We start from the raw sequence: 23,260 nt of genomic DNA, 5'->3' as shown, positions 1-23,260 counted from the left end.
CCTCGATGATCGGCACTGCCTTTCCTCTCAAAAAGGCTCACTTGGACACAGATGCTTATTATGGAATGGCACTATCTCGGATACGCCCAGGACTGGTAATGTCCCGCTCAATAGAAGGATCCATCATATCAGTATTTGATGATGACCAGTGGTTTCTTCCTGCTTTCGCATATAGCGTCAAGGACAATCCTTATTTTGACTTCCTGCCATTCCGACAAGAAGGAAAATTCAGCACTGAAAACGTTGAAACTTGCAAAAGAATTCTTTCCATAAAAATGTTTTCCACAAAATCCAAAACTGGCAAAGCTATACGCCTAACTACCATGCAAGCGATAATGGTAGCACTGCATCACGCAAACTCATATAGCAACAAATGCAACATTCCAATCCAAGAAGTATTTGGCTCAAGGAAAATTTTCGAGGACATGCTGAAATGCATACCTATCTCATACAACAAACAATTGCTTGCTTTAGTCCGAACACTTGTCAGCATCGACACTAGAGACAGAGGGTTCGCGATCGATGGCTCTATACTTCCGTTCCTTGCAAAAAACACTCGCGACTCTCGCAACGAGGGCAAACAGCACCCAGTAATCCCCAGCAGAATTCTCTGGATCAAATACAAACAGTACAAAGAATGTCTACACGACTACTTAACGAACAAAGATGCAATTCACGGATACATTGAAAAAACGATCGAAAATAGATTTTTTGGGAGATGTGAGCAGACCCGCTATAAATATGATGACGAATACTCTAAGCTTTCTATAGACCCAAAATTAGCGCACGACCAAGAAACGGTTATTTTTGGAGAATCCATTGAAAGATACAATCTGACAAAACTTGCTCAAAAATATAACTGGAAAGTGACAATGTGCGCGACGCGTTTTCTATCACTTGTACAGTATTCAGCAAAATGCTTGATCCATTTATTCACCCTCATGCGAGACAGCGAAGCTTACAATCTTCCAGTCGACTGCCTGGAGTCCATTCGGGGCTGGAACGACGAGGCTCTTTACGTTTGTGGATTTTCAACCAAGCTTGAAGGTGAAAAAACAGATGCAAAATGGATAACCACTGGCGACATCCGCGAGCCAGTACAGGTACTTCAATCCATTCAAAAGCTCGTAGCGTCTCACGCCGAAGAGGACACTCAAGTAAACTGGCTACTCTTGGCAGCATCAAACTTGCCATTTTCAGGTTGTTCGAAAAAAGAGGGCGTCGCTCGCACAAACCTCGATTATAAATTCCCCCCCGTCATGATTACCGAAGCCGACATCAGCGAATTGGAGACCATTGATCCCTTTCGAAACTGGCGTGATGATAAAAAGTTCAAGATAGGTCAGCCTTGGCGAATTACTACGCACCAGTTCCGGCGCTCAATCGCTGTTTTTGCTGGCCAAAGCGGCTTAATCACCCTCCCCTCGTTGAAACGCCTGCTTCGACATATCACCAAAGCCATGTCGACCTACTACATGAAGGGTTGTTCTGCCAAAAACTATCTATTCAGCGATATCAACCCTGATCTAACGCGTGAGCTGAAGCGAGCTAAGGAAGAGGCTGACGCTGCAGTGTTCATTCGTGACGTCCTCAAGTCCGCAGAACAGATGTACGGTTTCGCCGGACGTCGAGCAATGGAAGCGCGAGAAAATTCCCCTTGGCTAGCTGGGACTTTGGAAGAGACAAAGCAGCAAGTTAAGCTTGGCTTGACGGCTTACCAGGAAACCCCAGCAGGAGGGTGCACATCTCCGTTACCATGCGATAAGCGGGCACATGCAAAAATGGACACTTGCATCACGTGCAAGCAATTTGTAGGGCAAGAGGCCAAAATGGCCGAAACGATCGAGATCATGGAATTCGATTTGGCGGAGATCAAGCCTGGAACCATCGAGTACCGCGCTGAGCTCCAAAATCTCGAAGATTTCAAGGCCTTTCGTGATCGGGTCATCGCACGCGGCTAAATCCACTTTCCTATGATAGGGAGCAGAGGTATGTCAGTTGAACAAGAACACTCGACACTGAAGGTATACAACGATGCGGCGCTTCGCATCTTCACTGACGCCACCGTGATCTTGCCCAAAGGATCAAAGATGACAGTCAAGAACGTAGCGCTAGAAGCCGGGAAGTCCCCGAGTAGCATCAGAAAAGACCGAGACATTTTCATCCCGCTTATCCAGGACATCAAAGAAATGGCCAGGCAGATGGCAGAGCGTCAAGCTCCAGGCCAGGAGAAGGTCAAGGATGCACAGCAGAAAACCAAGAAAGCGAAAGCTGCAGCTGGTAGCTATGAACGGCGCTACAAAGAATCGCTGGCACGTGAGCTTATGTTGATCCGAGCGCTGGATGAAGCACAGCGCGATCTTCGTCGTTATGAGCAGCCCTTTAGCGAACATGAGAACGTCTACCCCTTCCCCACACCTAAGAAATGACCTAAGCAGAGTCCTGGGTAACCCCACAGAGGAGCAGGCATATGCACCTACAGATCCCTAGCTCGGAATTGGAAATGCTACGAACACCTCATGCAACTGACAAATCAAGAGTTATCAGACACTTGAAGCTCAGCCCTCTGCCGCTGCTGGACGCCCAGTAGGTGCCATGCTAGCGTTCAGCATTGATGCAGCCTGCATCTGCGCGGTCGGTTCGCGGCGGCTTATGCCACAGGTATCCTCTTTTTCTATGCACGCATTTCGACCAAGGTCAGCGGGCAGCCGACACCCTGACGCCATTGGAGAAATGCCATGCGCGTTCCTGTTTATCCCCAAGATCTTGCCCGCAATCGCGGTTTCAAATCCCTGGCTAAAAGGCTCTGGAGGCAGTGGTGCGGCCCTCACCCGATCTCACTCGAACTGGCTCAAGAGATTCTAGCCAAAGGATTCGGTTACCGGGACTTCTATGACCTTCGACAAGAGTCGAAAAACTGGACACCTGGCGCCCCTTCGCCGCGATTGACTGACATCAGATACGGAATACTGACTGCTGCGAAAGCTGCTATGAGTCCCAAGAATTTGCTTGCTGTTGACCATGCTGAACTGGAGCGATTGGTGGCGTACTTGCCTCTCTCTGTGCTCATGGCAACCACAGCCGTGCAAGTAAACCGGATGCAAGCCGAAAGTAGCCGAAGAACATTGATCGGAGGGTGCATTTCGACGTTCGAGCTGCCACCGGAGCTGTCAGAAAGTCTGACATCCTGCCTGCGATGCCAGATGTACCGACCCGACCTCAACGGCTACGATACGACGCTGACGTCAAGAAATTAGGGCGTCACGCTATGACAGGATTGTATTACTAGCCTCGGCAACCAAAGCTATAGCCCTGCGGGAGCATCGATGGCAGCCGGCTCCGACTGTTCTAGTTCCACCCTCTAAGCATGCAGGGCGCTTTAACCAGCATTAACTGGGCGCCCTTAAGCTGCTCATCTTCCTAGCTTTGTATGCAGTCACCTCAGTTAACTCAATCTGAAAAGACAGGACTTGGGGTCTCAGATCTTGAGTTCGGGCGATGCCCTAAAAATCTCAAACCCCATTTCTGCATAGCGCCGATGGTGCATCTCACACGCTTTTACCGCAGAGCGATAGCCATCAACAGGTCGCTCACCGCCTTCAGCTGGATAATCCTCTGGCCTCATCGCTCTGAGGACGGTCAGCTCGTCAAAATTTTCCTGGGCTTCGGCAGTGCGCCTGGCGATGAGCGTACGGGTAATTTCCAATTGCGCCGTGCTTGGGCCGTTATCCCAGTAGAACCGCTTGAGATCCTTATAGATCTGTAGATGACGGGTATCGAAGCCTCCGAGATGCCGGCTAGCATCGAAGGGGTACAGGTCACTGTCGTACTGGTGCAGCACGAAATCCTGAAGGAGGTAGGCAGTACCATACTTACCGTCTAGGAGGATATCCCGATGAATTTCATACGGCGATTGAGGCATGGCCAAGACTCCGCTAATGGTCGAAAAATCAGTGTAAGCCATGTGCGTCTAATTGACCGGTAAGATGAGCGGGTGGAATGTAAGCCAAGCAGAGACTTCTACAACACTCCTCAAAGACCGGGCCCACCGGGACACGACCACTCATCGGTAAACTTGGCAAAACTCCTCCTACACCCTGCCGAAAACAGGCGGTTAAAAGCCGACCAGCTACTTTCACAACCAATTGATTTTAAACATAAAATTTATAAACAATATATATGTATTGACAACTATCAACTGCAGGGCCCTCCAAGATGAAAAGATGACATCGACCGCGCAACTTGCTTTTCCGATAGAAAATTCTACAGTCTGGAAGTCACTCATCATCAAACGGCCAGCCGTGACAAAGACCAGCTAAGCACCTACAACCACCAGTGCTTTAGACTCCACTCGGTTATCTTCAGGGAATCGCGTACATGATTACATTGGAACAAATAAAGTTGCGCAACTCGTTTAGACATACTGGAGCTAAACGCCAGGGTTTTTTGAACCTATGCGGCAACCCCACAGCCGAGCAGGAAGTCGAACTGATCAACAGCTACGCAGTACACGTCGCTTTTCTGAAGGTGGCTTTTGGCGCAAACAAACCATTAACGCCTTGTAAGCACTCCACACTGCTAGCCTTCAAAGGCTTTCTCAACCTAGAAATAGGGTTAAACACTGAAGACGCAGTCAAAATCTTAAGCTCCGCACTAACCGTGTACATCTCATTAGGCGCCCTGACCTCTGAAAGCATTACTCGCGTGTTGAACGAACCACAACCTAACTGCGATGAGCAATATCTCTTGTGCAAACCTTCAAAGCACGAGATCGAAATTTACAACTCTCATTTTGGCTGCAATGAGCCTGATAAAGCAATAGTGGTAGACCTCAGCGCTCTTAAACCATTATTGAGCGTGGCGGACATGACGGAATTTTGCACATTATTAGCAAAGCACTTGAATCGAAAAAGCCAGAGGCAGGGCAAAGTGGAAGCTGTCGTAATCTGCACCTTCATGGCTGGGTTACTTAACCAACGTCCCGGCGGCAGCTTGAGCGAGTTACATCTAACCGCAAAAGAGAGCCGGGACTTTGTTTTATCAACAAAATGTGTATCAATCGATAGTTGGCTACGGGCAGGTCAAGGCCTAGAGATCGCCTGGCAGGAATGGGGAGCTGCAGAGGATGTAATTTATGCATTCTTTGAGCCCAATGGCTTTATCGCTTTGCATTGATCTACCGCTAGCCTTTTTGAAACTCTTCTCCGATTTTACGAGACACCTTCAGCGCAGAAATACAAACTATCCCGAACCTATCCCTAGACGCTGCCACCACTACCTTGCCTAATGGAGAACTTCCATGCGCGTACCTATTTACCCAAATGATACTTATCCAAAATTCGGCTTTAGCAATCTTGTATCCATCCTGCAAAACACATGGTGCGGCCCCAGAACTATTTCACCCTCTTTTGCTCGTGAAATAATTTCTAAGGGTTTGGGTTATCTCAATTACCATGATCTCTACCAATCCTCTAGGCGAGGGCCTCGTGAAAAAGATTGTCCGACCGAAACTGAAGTCCGGCACGGCATTCTCACAGCGATCAAAGCTGAGCTCCAGCCAGACGAGTGGCTTGCTACCAATCAAACTGACTGGGAACGAATCGTCAACGCCCTACCGGTCAATCGTCTCCGCGCGTTCAAGTCTTCTCCAATTGATCCATCTCAGATTGCTCCGGCTGTACGCGCAGCCGATAAGTCGGAGCGGAAACAATTCTCAGCAGATCGTCAGCTGACCTCTCAACAACTTCAGCAAATAACTTCGGCCGTCGCATCCTCGTGTAGTCCCCGAGATCAGGCGCTGTTAGGCTGCCTGTTGTCTGGGCTGCGGCCAACAGATTTTTTGCCAGCAAAGGTGAAGCAGATCCTCATCACAACCGATGGAATTTTTATCGAAGCTGATAAGAAAAGGGGGGCGGGCTGGAGAGCTCGACATCTTATCCCAAATCCTGGCGCGATCAGCAGACATATTGAGCTCGCCAACCTGTCTCCTGAAGACTTTCTTTTCGCCTCAGATAGTATCCAGCACTCCCCTATGTCTGTATTCGAGCTTCGTAGTATCTGCGCGTCATGGGCACTTAAATCCGGCATTCTTCCCAGCTTGGTCGTGCCCTGGATTATCCGCCAATCTGGGAAAAAAGACTGGTTAGCCAGGGTATACATGGTGCCTACCAATCTTGGGCACAAAAATTATAATTTCACCCAAAGGTATTTTTATCCGAAGCCCGATGACGTGGATTAATGACACAAAGGAGACTCCGGATTTAAAACGAGCCCTGCATCAGCAGGGCTTCGCTTTTAGGCCGTTCGCAAGTACACCACACCGTCCAGTTGTGTAGCGCTCACTGCTTGTTCTGCCAGTCTTCTAGGCGCTCGCACATGTCAATCACGATCACTGCCTCAGCAGTGGTTGCGTCAGCGCCCTTTGACAGAACGTACTCATCGAGCTGGTCATACCCGGCCACGCGCCCTTGGCAAACCAGGTCGTCATAACAAGCGACAACGTCCTCCAGGCCCGTATCTGAACGTGTCATCAGCACTTTCATTTCAGGATCGAAGGCTTGCAGCAACTGAACCAACTCACCGACCTTCATGTGCTCACCCCGCTCGGCAACTATCACCTGACGCAACTGCTCGCCCCCTACCCTACAAGCTCAGGATAGAAGACCAAGCGACGATTCAGCCGGCCTCTTCGAGCCCGTAGCGTCGATGGTTATGACCAAGTAGCTTGCGACACCGTGCAGACACTCAACCTCAGCTGATGACTGAGCCGTCGATGGCCATGATTGATCTGAACGCTACGCTATGAGCCTCAAAACCAAGCTTCGGCCAATCAGACCTGTAATCTAGGCAATCATGATGATGTCCATGCACGACCATTTTTGCGCCCATTGCCTGGGCGAGCTCATCGATCTCTGAATAACCGTGCGGGTGGCAGCTAGGAGCCTCATGAGTGACTAGGATGTCCGCCTTCTCCATCGCGAGCGAGAAGTAGTCGTCTGGGTAGATTGCAGAACGCGCGTGCTGCTTCTTCGTCGCTACGATGTCTTGGTGCTGAGGTCTGAACGCCCGGCGCTCGAGCAAGTCCCCATAGTTTTGGATGCCAGTATCAGAGCTACCGGGTAGCCAGACTTGCGACTCCAAGGTGCCACCCAGCCCCGCTATACGATGGCCCGCGATCTCCACTAGACCAGCGCTACCTTAGGGCATTACCCCCGCCCAAACGACCGTTCTTCGGAAAGATGGCACATGGCCAGACATTTCACTTAACATCTCGGGCTGCGTAGGGAGACGCTGCATTGTTCAATTGGCCGCGCTGACCCACGCAAATTTTTAGGTGATGGTGCTGGAGATTGTCCAATGGCTTTCGATGCTTCACCCTCCTGGAGTGGTTTCAACTACCAGGGTAAGGTCGCTTTACATCATGCATTGACGTTAATAAATGCTCAGCCGGTTGAGTTCGATTTCTCGACAACCAATCTAATGCTTGAGGCCAATGAAGATTTTGAAATCATCGTCAGTGGCTCGCCGACTTCATTCCACCAAGTAAAAGCCTATAACTCAAGCACGTTTGAAGAGTACTCTGACGCACTATTCGGACTGACCATCGAGTTATACAAACGACCGAATGTTAAGGGTTACCTCCATACGTGGAAAAAGGTCAATGACAGGCCTGACTGCAAAGGTCTCCTGGAATCAATTAAGAACGATTTCGCTATCGTACTCAAAGAATATCAAGATGCGGAAGCCAAAGCCGGCAACACCATCTTGGAAAAGGCGGCGAGCGACGAAAGCAAACTTAAGAAGAAGGCTGCAATTTTAAAAGCAGCACTCCCTGGCAAAACCGCCGACGAACTGGCCACCATCGTAAACGAAATTATCAGCGTCAAAAATGACGCACTGAATCGAATAGCTTGCTACGTTTACCACGACAACAAAGCGTTCTGTGACCTCAAGGACATAAACACAAAAATAAAGGAACAGCTTTCTGTTGCGCTCGCCGCTCGCAAGATACCGATAACGGACGAGCAACTCGACAAAGCGTTCGACTATTTCCTTGGCATCATCGACGAATACATCATCGAGCGACATAAAAATAAGACAGCAGCAACAGCAAAGCCGATCACGTTTTTGGAAATCATTAGCGCCTTGAGCTTTGACCATGAGGATGTAGGGAAGCATTATTTGGCTTGCCGATTCAAAGATCGGTTTTCACGCTTGATGGATGAGTACCTCGGGGACGAGGATGACTACCCACAGCTAGAATCCTCGGAACCGTGCAATCTCAAAGCAGTGCAAAAACTGTTGCTGTCTCTTCCACCTCTTGAGTTATGGGAGCACTATAGGCATTTTTCGCCTCAGATAGACCTAGCCAGCGACAACAACACTGACAATGCATTCAGTAGCAACGATGATGGGATTCGTTTTTTCCTACTGAAGATATTCCATGAAATTAACTTTTCTCGGCTGTCTCAGGATGCAAACCTTTATAGATTTTCATATAAAAGCTCTGCAATCCCACGTCAGAACTACCTTCCAACCACCATTACAAATAGTGCAAAGCTCAGCCAAACGGTCAGACAACTAAACGCCAATCCATGCCTCAGCGAATTACTGTATGAGGTTCAGAACCTCATCTATTCTGGCAACGTAGTCCATCCATTCTCACCGGACAAGGGAAAAATTACTGACGCTCCTCCTTCAACAGCCGCAGATCCTCGCTCCAAGCAGATTGAAATTTTGCCGACGATCATCCTCCTCCCCTAGAGAATGCACAGGACGCGCTTGCTAAATGATCACAATCCTTAACAACATTATGACAAGCAATGGCTTCGTCCTAGTGGATATTGATTTTACCAATGAGGAATTCCCTCTTTCCCTCTTCAAGTCACAAAATCAACGCAGAGAAGAGTACTTCCTCACTCTCGAAATAAGCTCACCTAGCAGCGAAACCCTTAAATCCTTTCTTGATGACAAAGCTCAAGCGATTTTCGAGGAGATCCAGAAATCTGATAAAGTAGAGCGCTATTTCGAAAAAAACTGCACCATGCTGATTTGCCTTGAGTCTAAAAATCTTGATCACGGCATGGTGCTCGCCATTGAGGAAGACCCATACAATTTCAAAAAAAATGTCATCACATACACGCCAGCAGAGCTGGCAGCTATCAACAGACATCTTACGGGCAACACCATTTCCGCCATTCACAATAACGTAATTAATGAAATTTTAAATTCAAATAACGGTAAGGACTTCCTAGACTTCAAGCACCAAATCCGCACCAGAAACCCACTATACGACCTCACCATAAGAATAGTTCTGAAGCTTCCTTTCTTAACATACAGCCCTCAGGAACAGAAGCTAGAAAACCTCTCCCTACAAATCAATGACGCCATACCAAATCAACTTACCGAAATCTTTCATAAGATCCTTTCAGTTGAATGGTCGGATGAAAACATCCTGGCGCATGTTGAGTCTATCTGGTGGGATAAAGCATGATTACGCTGAGCAAGCTCACGCTTAGAAACTTCAAAGTATATGGCGGGGAGCCATACACCATAAGCTTTGAGGACAGTCGTCTCGTACTGTTGGACGGCCCGAACGGCTACGGAAAAACCTCGGTGTTCGACGCCATTGAGCTCGCGCTTACCGGCGACATCCGGAGGCTAATCGTCCTGGAAAGTCGTCAAAACCCGGCGGACATTGTAGTAGCCCACAACGGCGGAAAAGATGTAGAGATAATTATTGAATTCAAAGATAAAGACTCCAACAAGCGAGTCTTTCAACGCAAACTAAAGCACACGATAGTAAATGCGGCAAGGCGTATCGGAAACTTCTCCGACCTATGGGAGCTCCACGAGCTTTTAGAGGGTCAAGCCGTGCCTGTAACCGAAGACACGCTCAACCAGTTCTTTAACAGCAAAGAATTTTCCCGGGATTTTTTGCTCTTCCATTACATTGAACAGGAAGATACCTCCCGCTTCCTCAAATCTAACAATGAACAGCGCCGCGCTGAAGAGTTATCTAAACTTTTTGGCGACACAGTAGAGGCCGATCAAAATCTTCAAAAACTCACAGATGTTAAAAGAAGACTGTTTGCGAGCAAAAGAAACATCAGTGCAAAAATCGAAGACATCAAAAACTTTCACAATCTTGAAGATATCAACACCTTATCGACCAGTGAGATTGAGCAACATACCTATACTCTGCCTTGGCTTTCCGATGCCGAGTCTCCGTTCTGGGATCAACCTACTATTTCCCATCTGAACGAAGATCGGTTGAACAAGGCGCTAAATGAGCTGGCGAAAATCCGTGCGCTCAACACTCATCAAAATTTCTTTTTAAGATCCAGGCATTACAATCTAGCAATAGACCAAAGGGACATAATCGAACTCCATATTGGCTATGCGAACACAATCGCAAACCATGAGCAATTAGAAACCAACCATCGAAAGTACCAGGTAGTCAGTAGATCCAAGGATATACTGGCTGAAGGCGACCTAAAACTTATCGATCGCAACCTCGACACCACCCAGCTTTATAGCATTCTCGGGCTTGGCGAACCAACGATTTTCACCAAAAACATAGCCGACATATTGGAACTCATCGAAAAATCGCAAGGCTTGAGTTCCATCTACTCAGAGCTACTCAAGCATCACAATGCTATGCATCAACGAATTGACATGATGCCTACCGAGAGTGCGTGCGGGCTATGCGGGCATGACCATAAAACCCATGAAGCCCTGACGAAGGCAATCGCGGATCATGGTCACCTATTGCGTGCCGAATTGGGTGACCAAGACCGTGCACTATTGGCTGCGCGAGAAGCATTCGAGACCAATCATCTGACTCCACTGATCAAGGCATGTAATAGCTTCCTTGACGAACAGGAATCACCTTCACAAACAGATTTGTCTATACTCGCAAAAGCAGTCGCTGCGAAGACGCGCCTAGAGCGTTTGCGAACATGGTTAGGAAACGAAGGCATACTCGACCAAGATCTATTAGCTACCACCTTTCCAGTAAAAGGTGGTGAAGCCTTCATTTCGGAGAACGCTGACATTCTCTGCGAGCGCATACGTGCGCGAATCGGAACACCACCAGAAGGCTATTATGAGTCGTTCGGAGAAGATGTCTACGAAAGGATCTATTCTGACTACTTCAAAAACGAATCAGACAAACTTCGTAAGTTTGAAGCATCAACACTGGATCAGAAAGAACGCTTCATCCGGTCTCAATATTTTAGTTCGCTGACTGAAGTCATTTCTGAATTCAACAAACTTCAGAAACAGAATTCTTTTCTGGAAAAAGCTCTTAGCGACACGGGAGACCTCATCACCATCGTCAATACTCAAATCGGGATGTATCGAAAGAAACTCATTACCGATATCGAAATTCCTTTTTATATCTATTCCGGCAAAATCCTGCAAAGCCATCAGGCAGGCCTAGGCCAAGGGGTCTTCATCAAAGATCCACTGGGCGAAGAAGTTCTGAGAAATGTGCGCTTGGTATCTGACTGGAAGACAGATCATGACATCATGAATACCATGAGCTCCGGGCAGATTTCAGCAGTTGTAATATCATTAACGCTGGCCTTGAACAGGGTGTACTCCAAGAAGTTTTCTACGATTCTTATTGATGACCCTGTTCAGACCATGGACGACATCAACATGTCGTCGTTAGTGGAGTTGCTACGCAACGACTTCAGCGACAAACAAGTTATCTTGTCCACCCATGAAGATAAAGTTGCGCGGTATTTCACCTACAAGTACATCAAGCATAGCGGAAAGGTAAAAATCATTAACCTGATGCAGCGGAAGGAATATGTACCTGCGAATAGCTATGTGTATCGAGGCGTAGTGGCATCTGACGCTCCAGCTGCTGGGTAATCAACAGCTTTGAGAGAGCGTATGGTGGGCCAGTGGTTGACCATACCCTGCAAGTCGACCTTCGAGTACGTTGGTGAAGGAGCCCGGTGTACGCTTCTAAGGATCGGTGAAGAATAGCTCTCCCATCGCTTCCACAAAAAAGACCGCTTAGCGCTTAGCGCCAAGCGGTCGAAGACACTTTTGGCAGGCCTAGTGACCTCTCTTTCAAATCACGATCATGAAATCATCAACGAACCCTGTGTGCTCTCCTGGATAACCACGCGGGTTCGAAATGACCCGGCAGCCCAGGACAACAGTTTCGAAAGCGAGATGGGTATGCCCAGAAATCCAGACATCTGCCTGGGCAACCAGGGCGTGCCATTGATTGAAGTAAGCAGCCCCGAGGTGACCTTCATACCCATCACCAGCTACCTGCTTAACGGGACAGTGGTGGGTGACCGTGGCGGTGCATGCATATCAGACTATCAACACGCTTCTCTGTGTAGCCTTGGAGCCTCGCCTACCCCCATCACCAGCCCAGTCGCACACGACGTACCGGCTATTTAGCGTCTGCACAACCACGTAACCCTGCATCTCTCTGGTGCCCATGATGAATGAGGTGCAGATAGGATCTGCCGTCATCGAATCGCTTCTCCCGATCTCCAAACACCAACCCTTCAGATAGATCTCCCCCACCCGTAGGAGGCCGATGAAAGATAAGCAGTGATCGCCAATTCAAATTCAGTCTGCATGGCCTTCGACACACTGCTTGGCATAGCGGCAGGAACGCTCTCAACTGCTCGATGACTGGAGAGCGGTTTACGAAGCTTTCTCATCTGAGAACCTAGTTTATGGTTGATTTCGAAACGACGTAGAGCCGTGTGATTTCCTGACTCCTTCTGCCAGTGCACCGGCCAGGACTACGCCGCAATCGGATAACCCCATTGCAGCCTGTCGCTTGTTGAGCGCCTTCACCACAGGAAGATTTGTACTCCAGCCTCTTGCTTTCACTGCAACAACCAACCTCCCCGACCCTGCGTGCTTTCCGGAGCACCTTTCGCACAGGGTAATATCGATGGCTGATCACAGAGAGATACAGGCAGCGTATGACTGAACATAACCAGCACGACGTACCATCAGGCGCGTTGACTGCGCGGGACGTCTGCCAGGTGTTGCGAGAGGCGGTGCTCGGGCGCCGGACAATGACCAAAATTGGCAGCCAGTCCTGGGAGCAGGTGTACGCCTGCCATTTCGAGATCGATGTTGAGGGATGGCGGATCACGATCTACAACGACTGTGATGAGCTGGACTATTGCGAGCGGTGTGTTAGCCCGGATGGGCAGCGCTGGGATTTCGATCCTGGTGACCGGACAGATCCGGTTGCTCTGCTATCGACTTGGGAGCATCAGACACTGGAGCTCATGTTGAAAGCCTTGTAGAGCGTTGATGGCGTGCCCTAACAGGCCCGGCTGTCGTGAACCGAGCCATCGCCTTGCGACGTCTCGGCCCTTCGGGCTTCCATCCGTTACGCTGGCGCGCTCCGCCCGCAATCACACACTTAATTTCCCCCTGCAAAATGACTCGCCCCCAGAACGACCCCCTCTTCCAAGCGGCGCTCCAAGGCCTAGTCGCGGAGGTAGCAGCTAATGGCTGGTCTCGGATGGGCCGCCAAGCACGCGCGACTGATAGTCAGTAACTGCCTGAAAACTATGCTCAGCCAGCAGCCGCAAGCGCTCGAGCTCCGCCCCACTGACACCGTCGGCTTGCGCCTGGTGATAGCGTTTCATAGCCTCCACGGCATCCGTGTACATCGGATGGTCAGGAAGCAAAACGCTGTTGAGATCCTTCACCATGTTGGTAACTCCAAAGGTCTTAACCACCAGCTTAATCTTAGCCTCGAATACGTCAGCGTCTGCGGTATCGGTTTCGAACTCTGTCGCGCAGGTGAGAACTCATTGAGGACAGCCCCGAAAGCAGCCTCCCTGCGGATGAGCGGTCTGGCGATGGCACACATCAATCTAATGTACCGACTCACCCAAGGTACCGGCTTTGTGCAGTTGATAGTCGACCACGGTCTGGAACAAGTGATCTGCCTCGATGCGAAGGCGCTCAAGCTCAGCATCGGATCGACCCTGGGCCACCGCTTCGTTGTACGCTCTCATTGCCTCAAGCGCTTGCTTCAGTAGCGGCTCTCCTGCTTCCGCCATGCCCAGCAGTGTTCTTTTCATTCCCGGGCCTTTGGCTTGTTGGTCAGTCGAGCCTATTACGGTACACCCCGCTCCTCCAAAGGTCATCGCAGGCTCAGATCGGGAACGCAATGATGCTCATGGCCAAATCTAGCGTTCGTGACCCTTAGCCCCTTCGGGGATAGGCGATGCTAGCCGATCCCGTGTACCCTGCTCGATAGTCAGAGAGCACGACGCAACTCATTCAGGTAACGGTGAAATGGAAAAGACTGGGGTAGACGAAATCGATCGCGGCGAGGCCTTCTCAGGTGCACCTCGACATGACCTGCCTCTGTGTCCGAATCGGATGATCATCGCAGCCGAAACTGTCCGAGGCCCAGGTTTTGCCCTCGAGTTGCTGCGCGAGCACCTGCGCCTCCGTGCCTCAGCTAAGCTGGTCTTCTCTGAGTACGCCGACTGCTATTTTCTGCAGCTAGATGACATCGATCGCTATCAAAACCCAAGAGTTGGAATGCTCGACGCTATGTCGACAATGCCTTTCCGCTCGAGCGAGATTTTCAGGCAAGAGATTTCGACCTGGACACCTGCGGATATCGCTCGAGTCGTGGACACTGACGGTCTGAAAGCTTTGGGCGAACTCGGGCTGGCTTCTCCAGCAGCATAAATTCCGCTCTCACGAGTGGAGTAGCCTTTGGGCGTGACTAGGCTTCCCAACCTGCTGCCCTCAGGATCGATTTAACCCGCATCTTTAAGGGAGTGGTACCAGGTCGTATAAGGGGTGTTGACTGCCTTGTGACAGCTATAGTCCAGACTGGTTGCTCCAACATAACTAGTCCCTCTCCCAATAACTACCTTTGCAGCAGCTACTCACAATCGAGCAGCTGGAAGCTGCTCTGCATCATCCGACTCCTTCGCTAAAGTGGGACAGATCACGCCAGTGCATCTTCGTCCGTAGAAGAGGATCTCTGCGCTCGTGAAGACTCGTCAAAAGGGTCTTCCTCTTGCTCTGGCTCGTCATGTTGGTAATCCAAGCCATAGAAACTGTCGAAATTTGCCTTCAATCGTCCTTGAAGCTGCAGCGTCTTTCCGCTGGGATCTGAAGTAGGACATGTCATTTTGCAGGCGAACGGGAAGGAGTCGTCGATCGTAGTTCCCTCCCCCTTTCTGACATCGGAACCCGATCCGTATTGCAATTCCACATAGAGCGTGCCACTCACCTTAACGTAAACAGTCTTGCAATCAATCGCCGTGACCTCAGCATCATCGATATAAATATCGTCTACATACTGATGAGTTGACAACTCATCCATGCCGGGCACTGCATTCATGATGATTTCTTGAAACGCTGCCCTGCCAATCGCTTCGTTCAGCTCGTTGGCAATCTCATCTCGGCATCGCTTGATGGTCTCGAAAAATTCGGCGAAAGTCTCGGTCGTTTCAGCGACAAGGTGATCAATATCCGAAGGTGACAGATTGAAAACATTTTCCTCAATGTGTGTGTATTTGCTCAGCGCATCAATCGTTTCCTTCAGTCGCTTGTTCATCGACTTAAGGTCGATTTTTAGCTTCTTCCGAACGAAATCTTCTGCCAAGCCTCCGTGAACAGCGAAGGATGCTCGCTCAGACCGGGCGAGTTTGCCTACCTCACCAGTCACATTCTTGTACCAAGTGCATTTGACTACCTGATCATCGGGAGCCAAACGTTTGAGAAAGTGCCGGCTGAGCTCTCGCATGGCGTAGGCGAAATTGTTGAAGCGAAGCCTATTCTCTGTATCTTGCAGATTTCGCACTGCGGCTTCATACAGCCTCGACTCGAAGTAGCTATCCTTCACCAACTGAGCGATTCGATTGTCCATTTTTTCCCTTGGAACGCCTAGTTCGGCGATTTGCATTGTTCTTTAGTAATGTCAATTTCGGATGCTAGGGAGTTTAGCTTCCTTACATCCACAAGAGATACCTGGTGAGCGGATTGACTCATCCAGTTGACCGGACACATGAAATTGACAGTCAATGACGGTCTGATACAGGTGCTCCGCTTGCAACGGATGGCGGTCGATCTCTTTGCCTGGCCACTCCTTAGCTTCAGTGTGGTGAGAGACGCGTATCACTCACAGCACCTCTGTAACAGCAGCCCAGGCTTTACTCTGTACACGCATCTGGTCAGTGATTAGCTTTGCGCAGTCATTCGCTCTGCTTGCTGTATAGCCGGCTTAGGCAACTCCATACGAAGGCTTTCGCGGTACTGCTCTGCCGGCGCTTCATGAATGACCTCGACGACGGCATCGTAATTTTCCCGGATGATTCTCTCGATCTCAGCAATGTCAGCCCGGAAAAACTCCTTGCGCCCGTTGACCTTGTTGAGCCGGCCTGATGCGAAGTGATCGTGCAGCTTGGCTTCCAAAGCAGGCGCATTGTTCGAGAAAACCAAGGCGTGCACGTCGAACCAGAACGGCACCGACGCATCACCCAGCTCGTCCACTCGATCCATGGGTTCCAGGCGGCGTGTCATACCGATTTTGTAGATGCCCTCTCCGAATGCCCCCAGGTTCGAGATCACATACACATACCCGGCTTTGGCGTTCTGCTCGCGATAGTCAATGAGCTTTTCTTCGCTCTCCAGCTCGGCTCGGCCAGCCTCAACTTCGGCCAGCTTCACCAGCAGCGCTGAACGCTCTTCGTCAGATTGCACCTGCTCAAGGCGAGTCTGAAGATCACGCATAGCAGTCGTGAAGTGCTTCCGCTCCTTGGCGATTTTCTCCCGTGCAGCGCGGATCTCTTGCTCGAGCTTTTGCTGCTCCCGCAGCTCTTCCCGGGCGCGTTTTGCCTCTTCCTTTTCCTCTTGCTTCTTGATCTGGAATTCATGAGCAAGGTGAAGCTCATCGAGCTTGAGATCGAGGTAGACACCCGATATTTCCACGCTCATGACTTTGCCAAGCCGATTGCAGGCTTCAAACGATTTGAGGATTCGCTTCTCGCCGAGCTCGACGTTGTCAAATTTCACGTTCGCCACGCAGGCATCAGCTTCGTTGTTGAACGAGCGAATCAACAGCTTGATCATGTCGTTGACCAGTTTACGGCCTTGGGCCTGGCTGTTGTTCACAGTCCAGTTCATGTTGCCGGTGGCCGCCTGCCCATTCTTGATCAGGACTTTCTGACGATCACGGACGTTATCCAGTCGAGCCTTGTATTCCTGGTTGCTGGTTAGCTTGAACTTAGGCTCATAGAGGGCGAAGCTTTCTAGGAGCAACGTCTCTTCCCAGACGAGTATCAGTCCCTGCAGATCAGTCGAGCGCTGTGCGAGAGCAGCCAACTCCCTCTGCGCACGTTGGGTCTCCTCGCGTATACCCGAGAGCCTGGCTTGCTCTTGCTCAATCAGCTGCTGGATATTCACTACGTCCATGGCGCCGATTTTCGTAACGAGCTCTTGCAGTTGCGAATGCTGCAGCTGAAGCTCAGCAAGCTGTGCTTCAAGAGCTTTAGCACGCTGTCGATGGGCTGGGCCTTTCAGATAGTCGCTAAACGACATGGGTTCCTTCCTCGTTTGAGTCGAATGCTTAGAGCGAAGAAGCACGAGGTAGGTATCCGATCGCCCTACAATGATCTGCCGTGCGGAGCATTTCCGGCGTTAGCTCAATGCACCTCCTCCCTGCTGCGAATGAGCGTAACCGGAGTGAAATCATAAAGCCATCACGGAGAGCAGCAAGGGTAAAGGGAATTACGATCGTGCCGTGGAGCTCATATCAAGCTGCTGCCTTGCGTTACTCAACTCCGCCTCAGCTTGCCGTAGCTCTTCCTTGATGCCCGTCCACATCAAGACCAATGTGGCAATTTTCTCGCGGGAGGCCGTCAACTCCTCCCCCATTACGACAAGCTCGCTCTGGAGGAGGAGACACTGCTGCTCCAACAGCTCCTCGCGCGAAAAGAAAGCGAAGCGGTCGTCGACGATCTCATCCGAGTTGTTCATAACGCTGTTCACTGCCAAGAGTACAAATGTTCTCCTACGGAGCTTAGCGAGATATACTGTATGCATCAACAGTATCTCGACGAAGTGGCTCGCCCCCATCAATAACCTAGCCAGCTAGTCGCGAAGCTTAGGGGGAACGGCGGGTGCAGCGTCAAGATCACTGAGGAAAGGCATATTCGAAGGAGCCGCACATGTCATTGAAGTCATCATTCGCCATCGTCCTTCGAGCGCTTCGCTGCAAGCGCAAACTCTCGCAGCGCGACTTTGGTGATACCAGTCGGACGTTCCTGTCCAAATTGGAAGGCGCTCGATCAAGTCTGACGCTGGACAAGCTCGAACAAGTGAGCCAACGGCTTGAGCTGAGCCCCTTGACTCTGCTGACTCTTACCCTAAGCCAAGAGTGCGGCAGACCGGCGGCAGACCTCATCCACGACCTTCGCTCAGAAATTGAAGGCCTGGAATGCGACGGGGGTGTGCCGGGCTTGGAAAACGCCATCCATTGCATCACTGCTCGCAAGCTTCACGAACCCCAGGCCTCGGAGGCTCAGCAAACACAGCTCTACTTTCCAGTGACTTGACTGCTGAGAACATTCGGGCGATCCGCCCGCTGGAAATGGCATCAGATCAATCCAGCGCAGGCTTCGATCCTGATGAGAATGTTGGCCACGGTTCATCATTGCTCCAGGTCTCTTCCAGGATCGTTTTGAACACGCCACTGAGACTAGGGTGCATACCCGATGCCTGTAAGTCTTTCACCAGGGCCAGCAGATCATCAGCCTCTTGAGGTGTCAGGATCAAATCACAGTAGCGCAGCCCTTCCGTAGCTTTTGTGAGCTGAGCTTTGTAGTCGTCCTGCATGGAAAAGCCTCAATGTGGGCGGGCGTCTACCAGTTTGCCTGCGCTGTGGTAGCGAGCCCAAGCCAATTTTCGACATAGACAAGCAGCCTGGCGCCGGTCGTAAAGCCCATCTCTGTCCCGCCATAGCCTGTATATCGAATTCCACCGATCTCAGCTCAAAAAAATGGGGGCGGCTCTGAATTTGAGCACAAATGCAGAGCTAGCCGGCCATAAGGCCGGAGGAAGCGACGTTTTTCAAAAGCGCCAAACCACAGCGGAGCAATCAAAACGTCAGGACAAGTTTCCTGATCAAAAAGAAGTCAGAAATTGTAGGTAGTAACTGACGTGTAAAGGCTGAAGCGCAGGAGCAGCGCTGGAGACGGTTAGAGAGCCCTGTCGCGCTGCTTTTTGTTGTTTACAAAATATATACTCCGTCCCGCAAAAAAAATTTCAAGGGGGGCGTCGAAATATTTTTTCTAGTCGCTTTTCCTAACCCCCTGACACCTTCACAGAAAGCCCGTTTTTCTGACGAAGCTACTCAAGCCGCACACGCCCAAGCATCGGTCATATCCCGCTTGGGCGGGCTCATTGTCAGCTGGGCTGCGCATCAAGTGGCGTAAAGGAGCGACTCGTGCTCAGCAGATGAGACCTCATTCACGAGACGTAAAAAAACCCCGCGAGCGGAGGTTTTGTGCATGCTATCACGACTTACTTAGAGACCCAGCTCTCAACCTCGTCAGAGCCATACTCCTTCTTCCACTCCTTCAATCGCGAGTGGTTGCCGCCTTTAGTTTCAATGACCTCACCGGAGTGAGGATTTTTGTATTGCTTAACCTGGCGGGCCCGGCGCGGCGCTTTCTCTACGGCAGCAGGCGCTGCACGGCGGCCGGCCTGCGGATCCAGCAGGTTGATGACATCGCGCAGGCTGTAGCCGTACTTGGCCAGCAGATCCCGCAGTTTGGTCTCAAAATCAATCTCTTTCTGTAGCTCGACGGAGCCTTTCATGGCTTCCAACTCAGCCAGTTGCGCGGCCAACTTTTGTTCAAGCTGACGGAACTCTGCCAGACGGGACATAGTGTTTGTTTCCTCGAATACCGGATGAAATTAGTGGGTCACTGTAAACCATTTTCAGCTCGCCCTACTTAAATTTTGTAGCATGCATCACCATTCTTGTTCAATTTCTATGCAGTGGCGTTCAAACACACCTGAGTCAGCTATGCGAATAGCTGAGCCTGCCGGCACCATGAGAGAGCTGCTTCGCTCTCGGTGAGCATGGATACCGCAGCAGGCAAGCTTTCTGGATCATTGCTGACGTCACGACGAACCAAGGGCTTGATAGGATCAGCCCCACCACCACCCCCTACAACTTCAATAGCCGTCAGCTCTGTTAAAGCTCTGACCTCCTCTTCGGCCACAGAGGCTTCGAGCCCACCAAAACCCGCAGTCAACGCTGCTCCAGTAAAAACCCAAACCCTGCCCTGCTGAGCCGAAAAACTCATGAATTTGCCTTAAATAAGAATGTTATATCATAACGTTTCGCTCACAATACAGGATCGAGCCAGCTAATGCCATCGCTGGGCTCGAGCTCATCTAGGTGGTGACATGAGCTAACTGATTGACGTGAGCAGGATTACCTCCAGCGTCGTCCTCTTCTTCCCTCGGCTCCAAATGATTTCAGCGGGTGCCATTCGATTTTGTCATCAGTACACCGTCAAAAATGTCGATTCAAATGCATGGAATGCAAGTTTTAGACTGGCTATCAAGCAGTGGCAAATTACCAGTCATAAGGAAATCCTAGCGTGAAACACAAAAACACAAGCTGTGTCTGTCACCGGATGACTCCCGAATGATGGTGCGCCAACCTCTGTTTGCTTTGAGAGGTAAAAAATCATCACCCAGACCGACTCACCTGGTCGAATACAGCTATCAAAAAATTGGCGCATGATAGTCGTAGGGCGACACGATTCAAGATTAACATCCGAGGACGGTTTCAAAAAATTAGTGAATTTGTTTGTTCCTACAGACAAGGCAAAGCGTGAACAGAATCCAAATTGCCAAGAATTGAACAAGCACACCCTAAAAATTAGCAAGTGCATAAGGACATGCCTGTAGAAAAAAGGGATTAGCTTAAGTAGCCGACTGACTTACGTTCATTTTCGAACAGACTGCCAATACATTGATGTTTCCGCTGACGAGGCTGATCAGCTCGAAAAAATTATTGGTTATAAACATAAAAAGAGGTCGCAGTCGTATGAGCCAAGCCGAAGAAATCCTATCGGTGAAAAATATCTTCAAGGTTTTTGGGCCTAAGCCAGACGTCGCCATGGAGATGCTAAACAAAGGTGCTGATAAGAATGAAATATTCAGCAAAACCGGCCATGTGGTCGGCGTCTTCGATGCAACCTTCTCCGTAAAACGTGGCGAAATTTTTGTGATTATGGGGCTTTCAGGCTCTGGAAAGTCGACCATGGTTCGGCTCTTCAATCGCCTGATCGAACCCACTTCGGGTAGCATTCATTTGAATGGACGCGAAATCACAGGTCTATCGGATAAAGACTTGCTGGACGTTCGCCGAAAAGAAATGGGCATGGTTTTTCAGTCTTTCGCTCTTATGCCGCACATGAGCGTGTTGGAAAATACTGCCTTCGGCCTAGAAATCGCCGGCGTCGCCGAACAAGAGCGCAATAGCCGAGCCTGTGAAGCACTCAGCCAGGTTGGCCTAGCCGGTCACGAACACAGCTACCCCCACCAACTATCCGGCGGGATGCAGCAGCGGGTCGGACTGGCCCGGGCGCTCGCCAATGACCCAACCATCCTGCTGATGGATGAAGCGTTCTCTGCCCTCGACCCACTGATCCGCAGCGAAATGCAGGGTGAACTGATCCGCCTACAGGCCGAACAGCAACGCACGATCATCTTCATTTCTCACGATATCGAAGAAGCGATTCGGATCGGCCATCGAATTGCGATCATGGAGGGCGGCCGTGTAGTGCAGATCGGCACCCCTCAAGAATTGATAAACAACCCCGTGAACGACTACGTGCGAACCTTCTTCAAAGGCTTCGACAGCTCACGCGTCCTCAAAGCTGGCGATGTCGCTTCCCTGAAGCCTGAAATCGTCTTCAAGCTCAACGGCAAAGCCCCGTCACCCAATGCGTGCACGCCCTACAGCTATCTGATTGATGAGGAGGGATTGCTGCTCGATGTCGTAGAGACCGAAGTATTCGACCCTCAATTTATGAGTGCTCCCTCCGAGCATTATCACGTTAGGGAAAAACAACCGGTTTACATCGACACGCCCCTCCATGACGTGCTGAACATCGCTGCCAATCTGCCTTACCCGGTTCCTGTTTTGGATAGAGCTGGTGCCCTGAAAGGCACCATCTCCAAAAGCCAACTGCTGCAGACCCTGAGCCGCGTTTAAGCACTTTCAAGAGGTAGTACAAATGTCCGAGTTCAGCCTTTTAGATCCCTTTCAATCCGCTACAGTCCCATTGGGTGACTGGGTAGAAAGCACTCTCAATTACATGGTGCACAACTTCCGTGATGTATTTCGTGCCATTCGCTGGCCCATCGACCAAGTGCTCAACGGTATCGAATACACGCTTAAGAGTATTCCCCCAAGCATCGGCATCATTCTCTCCACCCTCCTCGGCTGGCAGGTCGCGGGGAAGCGCATGGCTTTGATGAGCTTCATTACGCTAACGCTCCTAGGTTTGATTGGGGTATGGGCGGAATCCATGACCACCTTGGCGCTGGTGCTTACCTCCGTGTTCTTCTGCGCGGTGATAGGCATCCCTTTGGGTATCCTCAGTGCGCGCAACGACGCTATCGAGCGTGTCGTGCGCCCGGTGCTGGACGCGATGCAAACCCTACCTGCATTCGTTTATCTAGTGCCGGTGGTGATGCTGTTCGGTATTGGGAACGTGCCTGGCGTGCTGGTCACCATCGTCTTTGCTCTACCGCCGCTAGTGCGCCTGACCAACCTGGGCATCCGCCAGGTACCGGAAGACAAAATCGAAGCAGCCCGTGCTTTTGGCTGTACTCCTCGTCAGATGCTGACACGTGTGCAACTCCCCCTTGCCACCTCGACGATCATGGCGGGCCTAAACCAAACCCTTATGCTGTCCCTGTCCATGGTGGTCATCGCATCGATGATCTCGGTGGGCGGATTGGGCCAAATGGTGCTTCGAGGGATAGGTCGCTTGGACATGGGATTAGCAACCGTTGGTGGTGTGGGCCTAGTGCTATTGGCGATCTTCCTAGACAGGCTGACTCAGGCAATGGGCCAACGTACTAACGACCCAAGCCGGAACTGGTATGAAACAGGCCCACTAGGTCTGCTTGTACGCATTTTCCGCAGAAACCCTAACGCTAATGCTCTCAAGAGCCATTGAAAGTCGACTCAAAA

The 23,260-nt window shown here is 50.5% G+C and carries 22 protein-coding genes and 1 pseudogene; 12 read left to right on the top strand and 11 right to left on the bottom strand.

Annotation, left to right across the window (positions count from 1 at the left end; translation table 11 throughout):
• The first annotated feature begins 5 nt into the window (after positions 1-5).
• Together HU738_RS17500 and HU738_RS17495 are read left to right on the top strand one after the other, a co-directional pair.
• Positions 6-1,961 carry an integrase gene (locus tag HU738_RS17500; protein WP_186603675.1) on the top strand — a complete coding sequence of 652 codons (1,956 nt, stop codon included), beginning with the start codon at positions 6-8 and terminating at the stop codon, positions 1,959-1,961.
• 30 nt (positions 1,962-1,991) lie between these two features.
• The gene (locus HU738_RS17495; RefSeq protein WP_186603674.1) at positions 1,992-2,429 is read left to right on the top strand and encodes a hypothetical protein; all 438 of its coding nucleotides are present in this window, start codon (positions 1,992-1,994) and stop codon (positions 2,427-2,429) included.
• A gap of 1,049 nt (positions 2,430-3,478) precedes the next feature.
• Here the strand turns inward: HU738_RS17495 and HU738_RS17490 are convergent.
• Positions 3,479-3,922 carry a hypothetical protein gene (locus tag HU738_RS17490; RefSeq protein ID WP_186603673.1) on the bottom strand — a complete coding sequence of 148 codons (444 nt, stop codon included), beginning with the start codon at positions 3,920-3,922 and terminating at the stop codon, positions 3,479-3,481.
• A gap of 455 nt (positions 3,923-4,377) precedes the next feature.
• Here HU738_RS17490 and HU738_RS17485 point away from each other — a divergent pair, with 455 nt between their 5' ends.
• The gene (locus HU738_RS17485; protein WP_186603672.1) at positions 4,378-5,175 is read left to right on the top strand and encodes a hypothetical protein; all 798 of its coding nucleotides are present in this window, start codon (positions 4,378-4,380) and stop codon (positions 5,173-5,175) included.
• A 124-nt stretch (positions 5,176-5,299) separates the two neighbouring features.
• A complete protein-coding gene (locus HU738_RS17480) occupies positions 5,300-6,238 on the top strand; it encodes a hypothetical protein (protein ID WP_186603671.1) in 939 nt (312 codons plus the stop codon).
• A 100-nt stretch (positions 6,239-6,338) separates the two neighbouring features.
• On the opposite strand, the gene HU738_RS17475 is transcribed toward HU738_RS17480, so the two are convergent.
• On the bottom strand, positions 6,339-6,590 hold the full coding sequence (locus tag HU738_RS17475) for a hypothetical protein (RefSeq protein ID WP_186603670.1): 252 nt from the start codon (positions 6,588-6,590) through the stop codon (positions 6,339-6,341).
• 766 nt (positions 6,591-7,356) lie between these two features.
• Between HU738_RS17475 and HU738_RS17470 the strand changes: the two genes are divergently transcribed.
• From HU738_RS17470 to HU738_RS17460, 3 genes are read left to right on the top strand one after another with little or no spacing between them, the layout of a single operon-like run.
• Entirely contained in the window at positions 7,357-8,763 is a 1,407-nt protein-coding gene (locus tag HU738_RS17470; RefSeq protein WP_186603669.1) for an ABC-three component system protein, read from the top strand.
• Positions 8,764-8,788: 25 nt separating this feature from the next.
• Positions 8,789-9,493: an ABC-three component system middle component 1 gene (locus HU738_RS17465; protein ID WP_186603668.1), complete on the top strand. Its 705-nt coding sequence runs from the start codon at positions 8,789-8,791 to the stop codon at positions 9,491-9,493.
• Positions 9,490-11,883: an AAA family ATPase gene (locus HU738_RS17460; RefSeq protein ID WP_186603667.1), complete on the top strand. Its 2,394-nt coding sequence runs from the start codon at positions 9,490-9,492 to the stop codon at positions 11,881-11,883. The genes HU738_RS17465 and HU738_RS17460 overlap by 4 nt, the downstream gene beginning before the upstream one ends.
• Before the next feature lie 204 nt (positions 11,884-12,087).
• Here the strand turns inward: HU738_RS17460 and HU738_RS26035 are convergent.
• Positions 12,088-12,330: pseudogene (locus HU738_RS26035) on the bottom strand (serine/threonine protein phosphatase); the annotation flags it as partial.
• Positions 12,331-12,968: 638 nt separating this feature from the next.
• On the opposite strand from HU738_RS26035, the gene HU738_RS17455 reads away from it, so the two are divergent.
• Positions 12,969-13,301 (top strand): DUF7693 family protein, encoded by a 333-nt coding sequence (locus tag HU738_RS17455; RefSeq protein WP_186603666.1) that lies wholly within the window; start codon positions 12,969-12,971, stop codon positions 13,299-13,301.
• A 204-nt stretch (positions 13,302-13,505) separates the two neighbouring features.
• Here HU738_RS17455 and HU738_RS17450 read toward each other — a convergent pair whose 3' ends face one another.
• Together HU738_RS17450 and HU738_RS17445 are read right to left on the bottom strand one after the other, a co-directional pair.
• Positions 13,506-13,715: a hypothetical protein gene (locus HU738_RS17450; protein ID WP_186603665.1), complete on the bottom strand. Its 210-nt coding sequence runs from the start codon at positions 13,713-13,715 to the stop codon at positions 13,506-13,508.
• A gap of 165 nt (positions 13,716-13,880) precedes the next feature.
• Positions 13,881-14,090: a hypothetical protein gene (locus HU738_RS17445; protein WP_137137463.1), complete on the bottom strand. Its 210-nt coding sequence runs from the start codon at positions 14,088-14,090 to the stop codon at positions 13,881-13,883.
• Between the two features lie 217 nt (positions 14,091-14,307).
• Between HU738_RS17445 and HU738_RS17440 the strand changes: the two genes are divergently transcribed.
• Positions 14,308-14,712: a hypothetical protein gene (locus tag HU738_RS17440; RefSeq protein ID WP_186603664.1), complete on the top strand. Its 405-nt coding sequence runs from the start codon at positions 14,308-14,310 to the stop codon at positions 14,710-14,712.
• A gap of 265 nt (positions 14,713-14,977) precedes the next feature.
• Here the strand turns inward: HU738_RS17440 and HU738_RS17435 are convergent, their stop codons facing one another.
• The 3 genes from HU738_RS17435 to HU738_RS17425 all read right to left on the bottom strand — a co-directional run bounded on the left by HU738_RS17435 (position 14,978) and on the right by HU738_RS17425 (position 18,012).
• A complete protein-coding gene (locus HU738_RS17435) occupies positions 14,978-15,940 on the bottom strand; it encodes a pPIWI-associating nuclease domain-containing protein (protein ID WP_186603663.1) in 963 nt (320 codons plus the stop codon).
• Between the two features lie 275 nt (positions 15,941-16,215).
• On the bottom strand, positions 16,216-17,574 hold the full coding sequence (locus HU738_RS17430; protein WP_186603662.1) for an SNIPE associated domain-containing protein: 1,359 nt from the start codon (positions 17,572-17,574) through the stop codon (positions 16,216-16,218).
• A gap of 189 nt (positions 17,575-17,763) precedes the next feature.
• On the bottom strand, positions 17,764-18,012 hold the full coding sequence (locus HU738_RS17425; protein ID WP_186603661.1) for a hypothetical protein: 249 nt from the start codon (positions 18,010-18,012) through the stop codon (positions 17,764-17,766).
• A 191-nt stretch (positions 18,013-18,203) separates the two neighbouring features.
• Here HU738_RS17425 and HU738_RS17420 point away from each other — a divergent pair, with 191 nt between their 5' ends.
• On the top strand, positions 18,204-18,590 hold the full coding sequence (locus HU738_RS17420) for a helix-turn-helix domain-containing protein (protein WP_186603660.1): 387 nt from the start codon (positions 18,204-18,206) through the stop codon (positions 18,588-18,590).
• Between the two features lie 46 nt (positions 18,591-18,636).
• On the opposite strand, the gene HU738_RS17415 is transcribed toward HU738_RS17420, so the two are convergent.
• The 3 genes from HU738_RS17415 to HU738_RS17405 form a co-directional block, all read right to left on the bottom strand.
• A complete protein-coding gene (locus HU738_RS17415; protein WP_186603659.1) occupies positions 18,637-18,870 on the bottom strand; it encodes a hypothetical protein in 234 nt (77 codons plus the stop codon).
• 687 nt (positions 18,871-19,557) lie between these two features.
• A complete protein-coding gene (locus tag HU738_RS17410) occupies positions 19,558-19,923 on the bottom strand; it encodes a histone-like nucleoid-structuring protein, MvaT/MvaU family (protein WP_186603658.1) in 366 nt (121 codons plus the stop codon).
• 140 nt (positions 19,924-20,063) lie between these two features.
• Entirely contained in the window at positions 20,064-20,348 is a 285-nt protein-coding gene (locus HU738_RS17405) for a hypothetical protein (RefSeq protein WP_186603657.1), read from the bottom strand.
• A gap of 752 nt (positions 20,349-21,100) precedes the next feature.
• Between HU738_RS17405 and HU738_RS17400 the strand changes: the two genes are divergently transcribed.
• Together HU738_RS17400 and proW are read left to right on the top strand one after the other, a co-directional pair.
• Positions 21,101-22,273 carry a quaternary amine ABC transporter ATP-binding protein gene (locus tag HU738_RS17400; RefSeq protein ID WP_186603656.1) on the top strand — a complete coding sequence of 391 codons (1,173 nt, stop codon included), beginning with the start codon at positions 21,101-21,103 and terminating at the stop codon, positions 22,271-22,273.
• Between the two features lie 22 nt (positions 22,274-22,295).
• Positions 22,296-23,246, top strand: coding sequence for a glycine betaine/L-proline ABC transporter permease ProW (proW, locus tag HU738_RS17395; protein WP_186603655.1), 951 nt, complete (start codon positions 22,296-22,298; stop codon positions 23,244-23,246).
• Positions 23,247-23,260: the final 14 nt, after the last annotated feature.

Origin of the sequence: Pseudomonas vlassakiae, assembly GCF_014269035.2 — a bacterium.
Taxonomy (GTDB): Bacteria; Pseudomonadota; Gammaproteobacteria; order Pseudomonadales; family Pseudomonadaceae; genus Aquipseudomonas; species Aquipseudomonas vlassakiae.
The sequence above is the reverse complement of the archived record's forward strand: the minus strand, read 5'-3'. Positions and strand labels throughout refer to the sequence as shown.

Coding starts and splice junctions, on each gene's coding strand:
- HU738_RS17495 (WP_186603674.1), top strand. CDS start 1,992: ATGTCAGTTGAACAAGAACACTCGACACTGAAGGTATACAACGATGCG.
- proW (WP_186603655.1), top strand. CDS start 22,296: ATGTCCGAGTTCAGCCTTTTAGATCCCTTTCAATCCGCTACAGTCCCA.
- HU738_RS17480 (WP_186603671.1), top strand. CDS start 5,300: ATGCGCGTACCTATTTACCCAAATGATACTTATCCAAAATTCGGCTTT.
- HU738_RS17455 (WP_186603666.1), top strand. CDS start 12,969: ATGACTGAACATAACCAGCACGACGTACCATCAGGCGCGTTGACTGCG.
- HU738_RS17500 (WP_186603675.1), top strand. CDS start 6: ATGATCGGCACTGCCTTTCCTCTCAAAAAGGCTCACTTGGACACAGAT.
- HU738_RS17485 (WP_186603672.1), top strand. CDS start 4,378: ATGATTACATTGGAACAAATAAAGTTGCGCAACTCGTTTAGACATACT.
- HU738_RS17410 (WP_186603658.1), bottom strand. CDS start 19,923: ATGTCCCGTCTGGCAGAGTTCCGTCAGCTTGAACAAAAGTTGGCCGCG.
- HU738_RS17490 (WP_186603673.1), bottom strand. CDS start 3,922: ATGCCTCAATCGCCGTATGAAATTCATCGGGATATCCTCCTAGACGGT.
- HU738_RS17420 (WP_186603660.1), top strand. CDS start 18,204: ATGTCATTGAAGTCATCATTCGCCATCGTCCTTCGAGCGCTTCGCTGC.
- HU738_RS17470 (WP_186603669.1), top strand. CDS start 7,357: ATGGCTTTCGATGCTTCACCCTCCTGGAGTGGTTTCAACTACCAGGGT.
- HU738_RS17440 (WP_186603664.1), top strand. CDS start 14,308: ATGGAAAAGACTGGGGTAGACGAAATCGATCGCGGCGAGGCCTTCTCA.
- HU738_RS17450 (WP_186603665.1), bottom strand. CDS start 13,715: ATGGTGAAGGATCTCAACAGCGTTTTGCTTCCTGACCATCCGATGTAC.
- HU738_RS17415 (WP_186603659.1), bottom strand. CDS start 18,870: ATGCAGGACGACTACAAAGCTCAGCTCACAAAAGCTACGGAAGGGCTG.
- HU738_RS17430 (WP_186603662.1), bottom strand. CDS start 17,574: ATGTCGTTTAGCGACTATCTGAAAGGCCCAGCCCATCGACAGCGTGCT.
- HU738_RS17475 (WP_186603670.1), bottom strand. CDS start 6,590: ATGAAGGTCGGTGAGTTGGTTCAGTTGCTGCAAGCCTTCGATCCTGAA.
- HU738_RS17465 (WP_186603668.1), top strand. CDS start 8,789: ATGATCACAATCCTTAACAACATTATGACAAGCAATGGCTTCGTCCTA.
- HU738_RS17400 (WP_186603656.1), top strand. CDS start 21,101: ATGAGCCAAGCCGAAGAAATCCTATCGGTGAAAAATATCTTCAAGGTT.
- HU738_RS17405 (WP_186603657.1), bottom strand. CDS start 20,348: ATGAGTTTTTCGGCTCAGCAGGGCAGGGTTTGGGTTTTTACTGGAGCA.
- HU738_RS17460 (WP_186603667.1), top strand. CDS start 9,490: ATGATTACGCTGAGCAAGCTCACGCTTAGAAACTTCAAAGTATATGGC.
- HU738_RS17435 (WP_186603663.1), bottom strand. CDS start 15,940: ATGCAAATCGCCGAACTAGGCGTTCCAAGGGAAAAAATGGACAATCGA.
- HU738_RS17425 (WP_186603661.1), bottom strand. CDS start 18,012: ATGAACAACTCGGATGAGATCGTCGACGACCGCTTCGCTTTCTTTTCG.
- HU738_RS17445 (WP_137137463.1), bottom strand. CDS start 14,090: ATGAAAAGAACACTGCTGGGCATGGCGGAAGCAGGAGAGCCGCTACTG.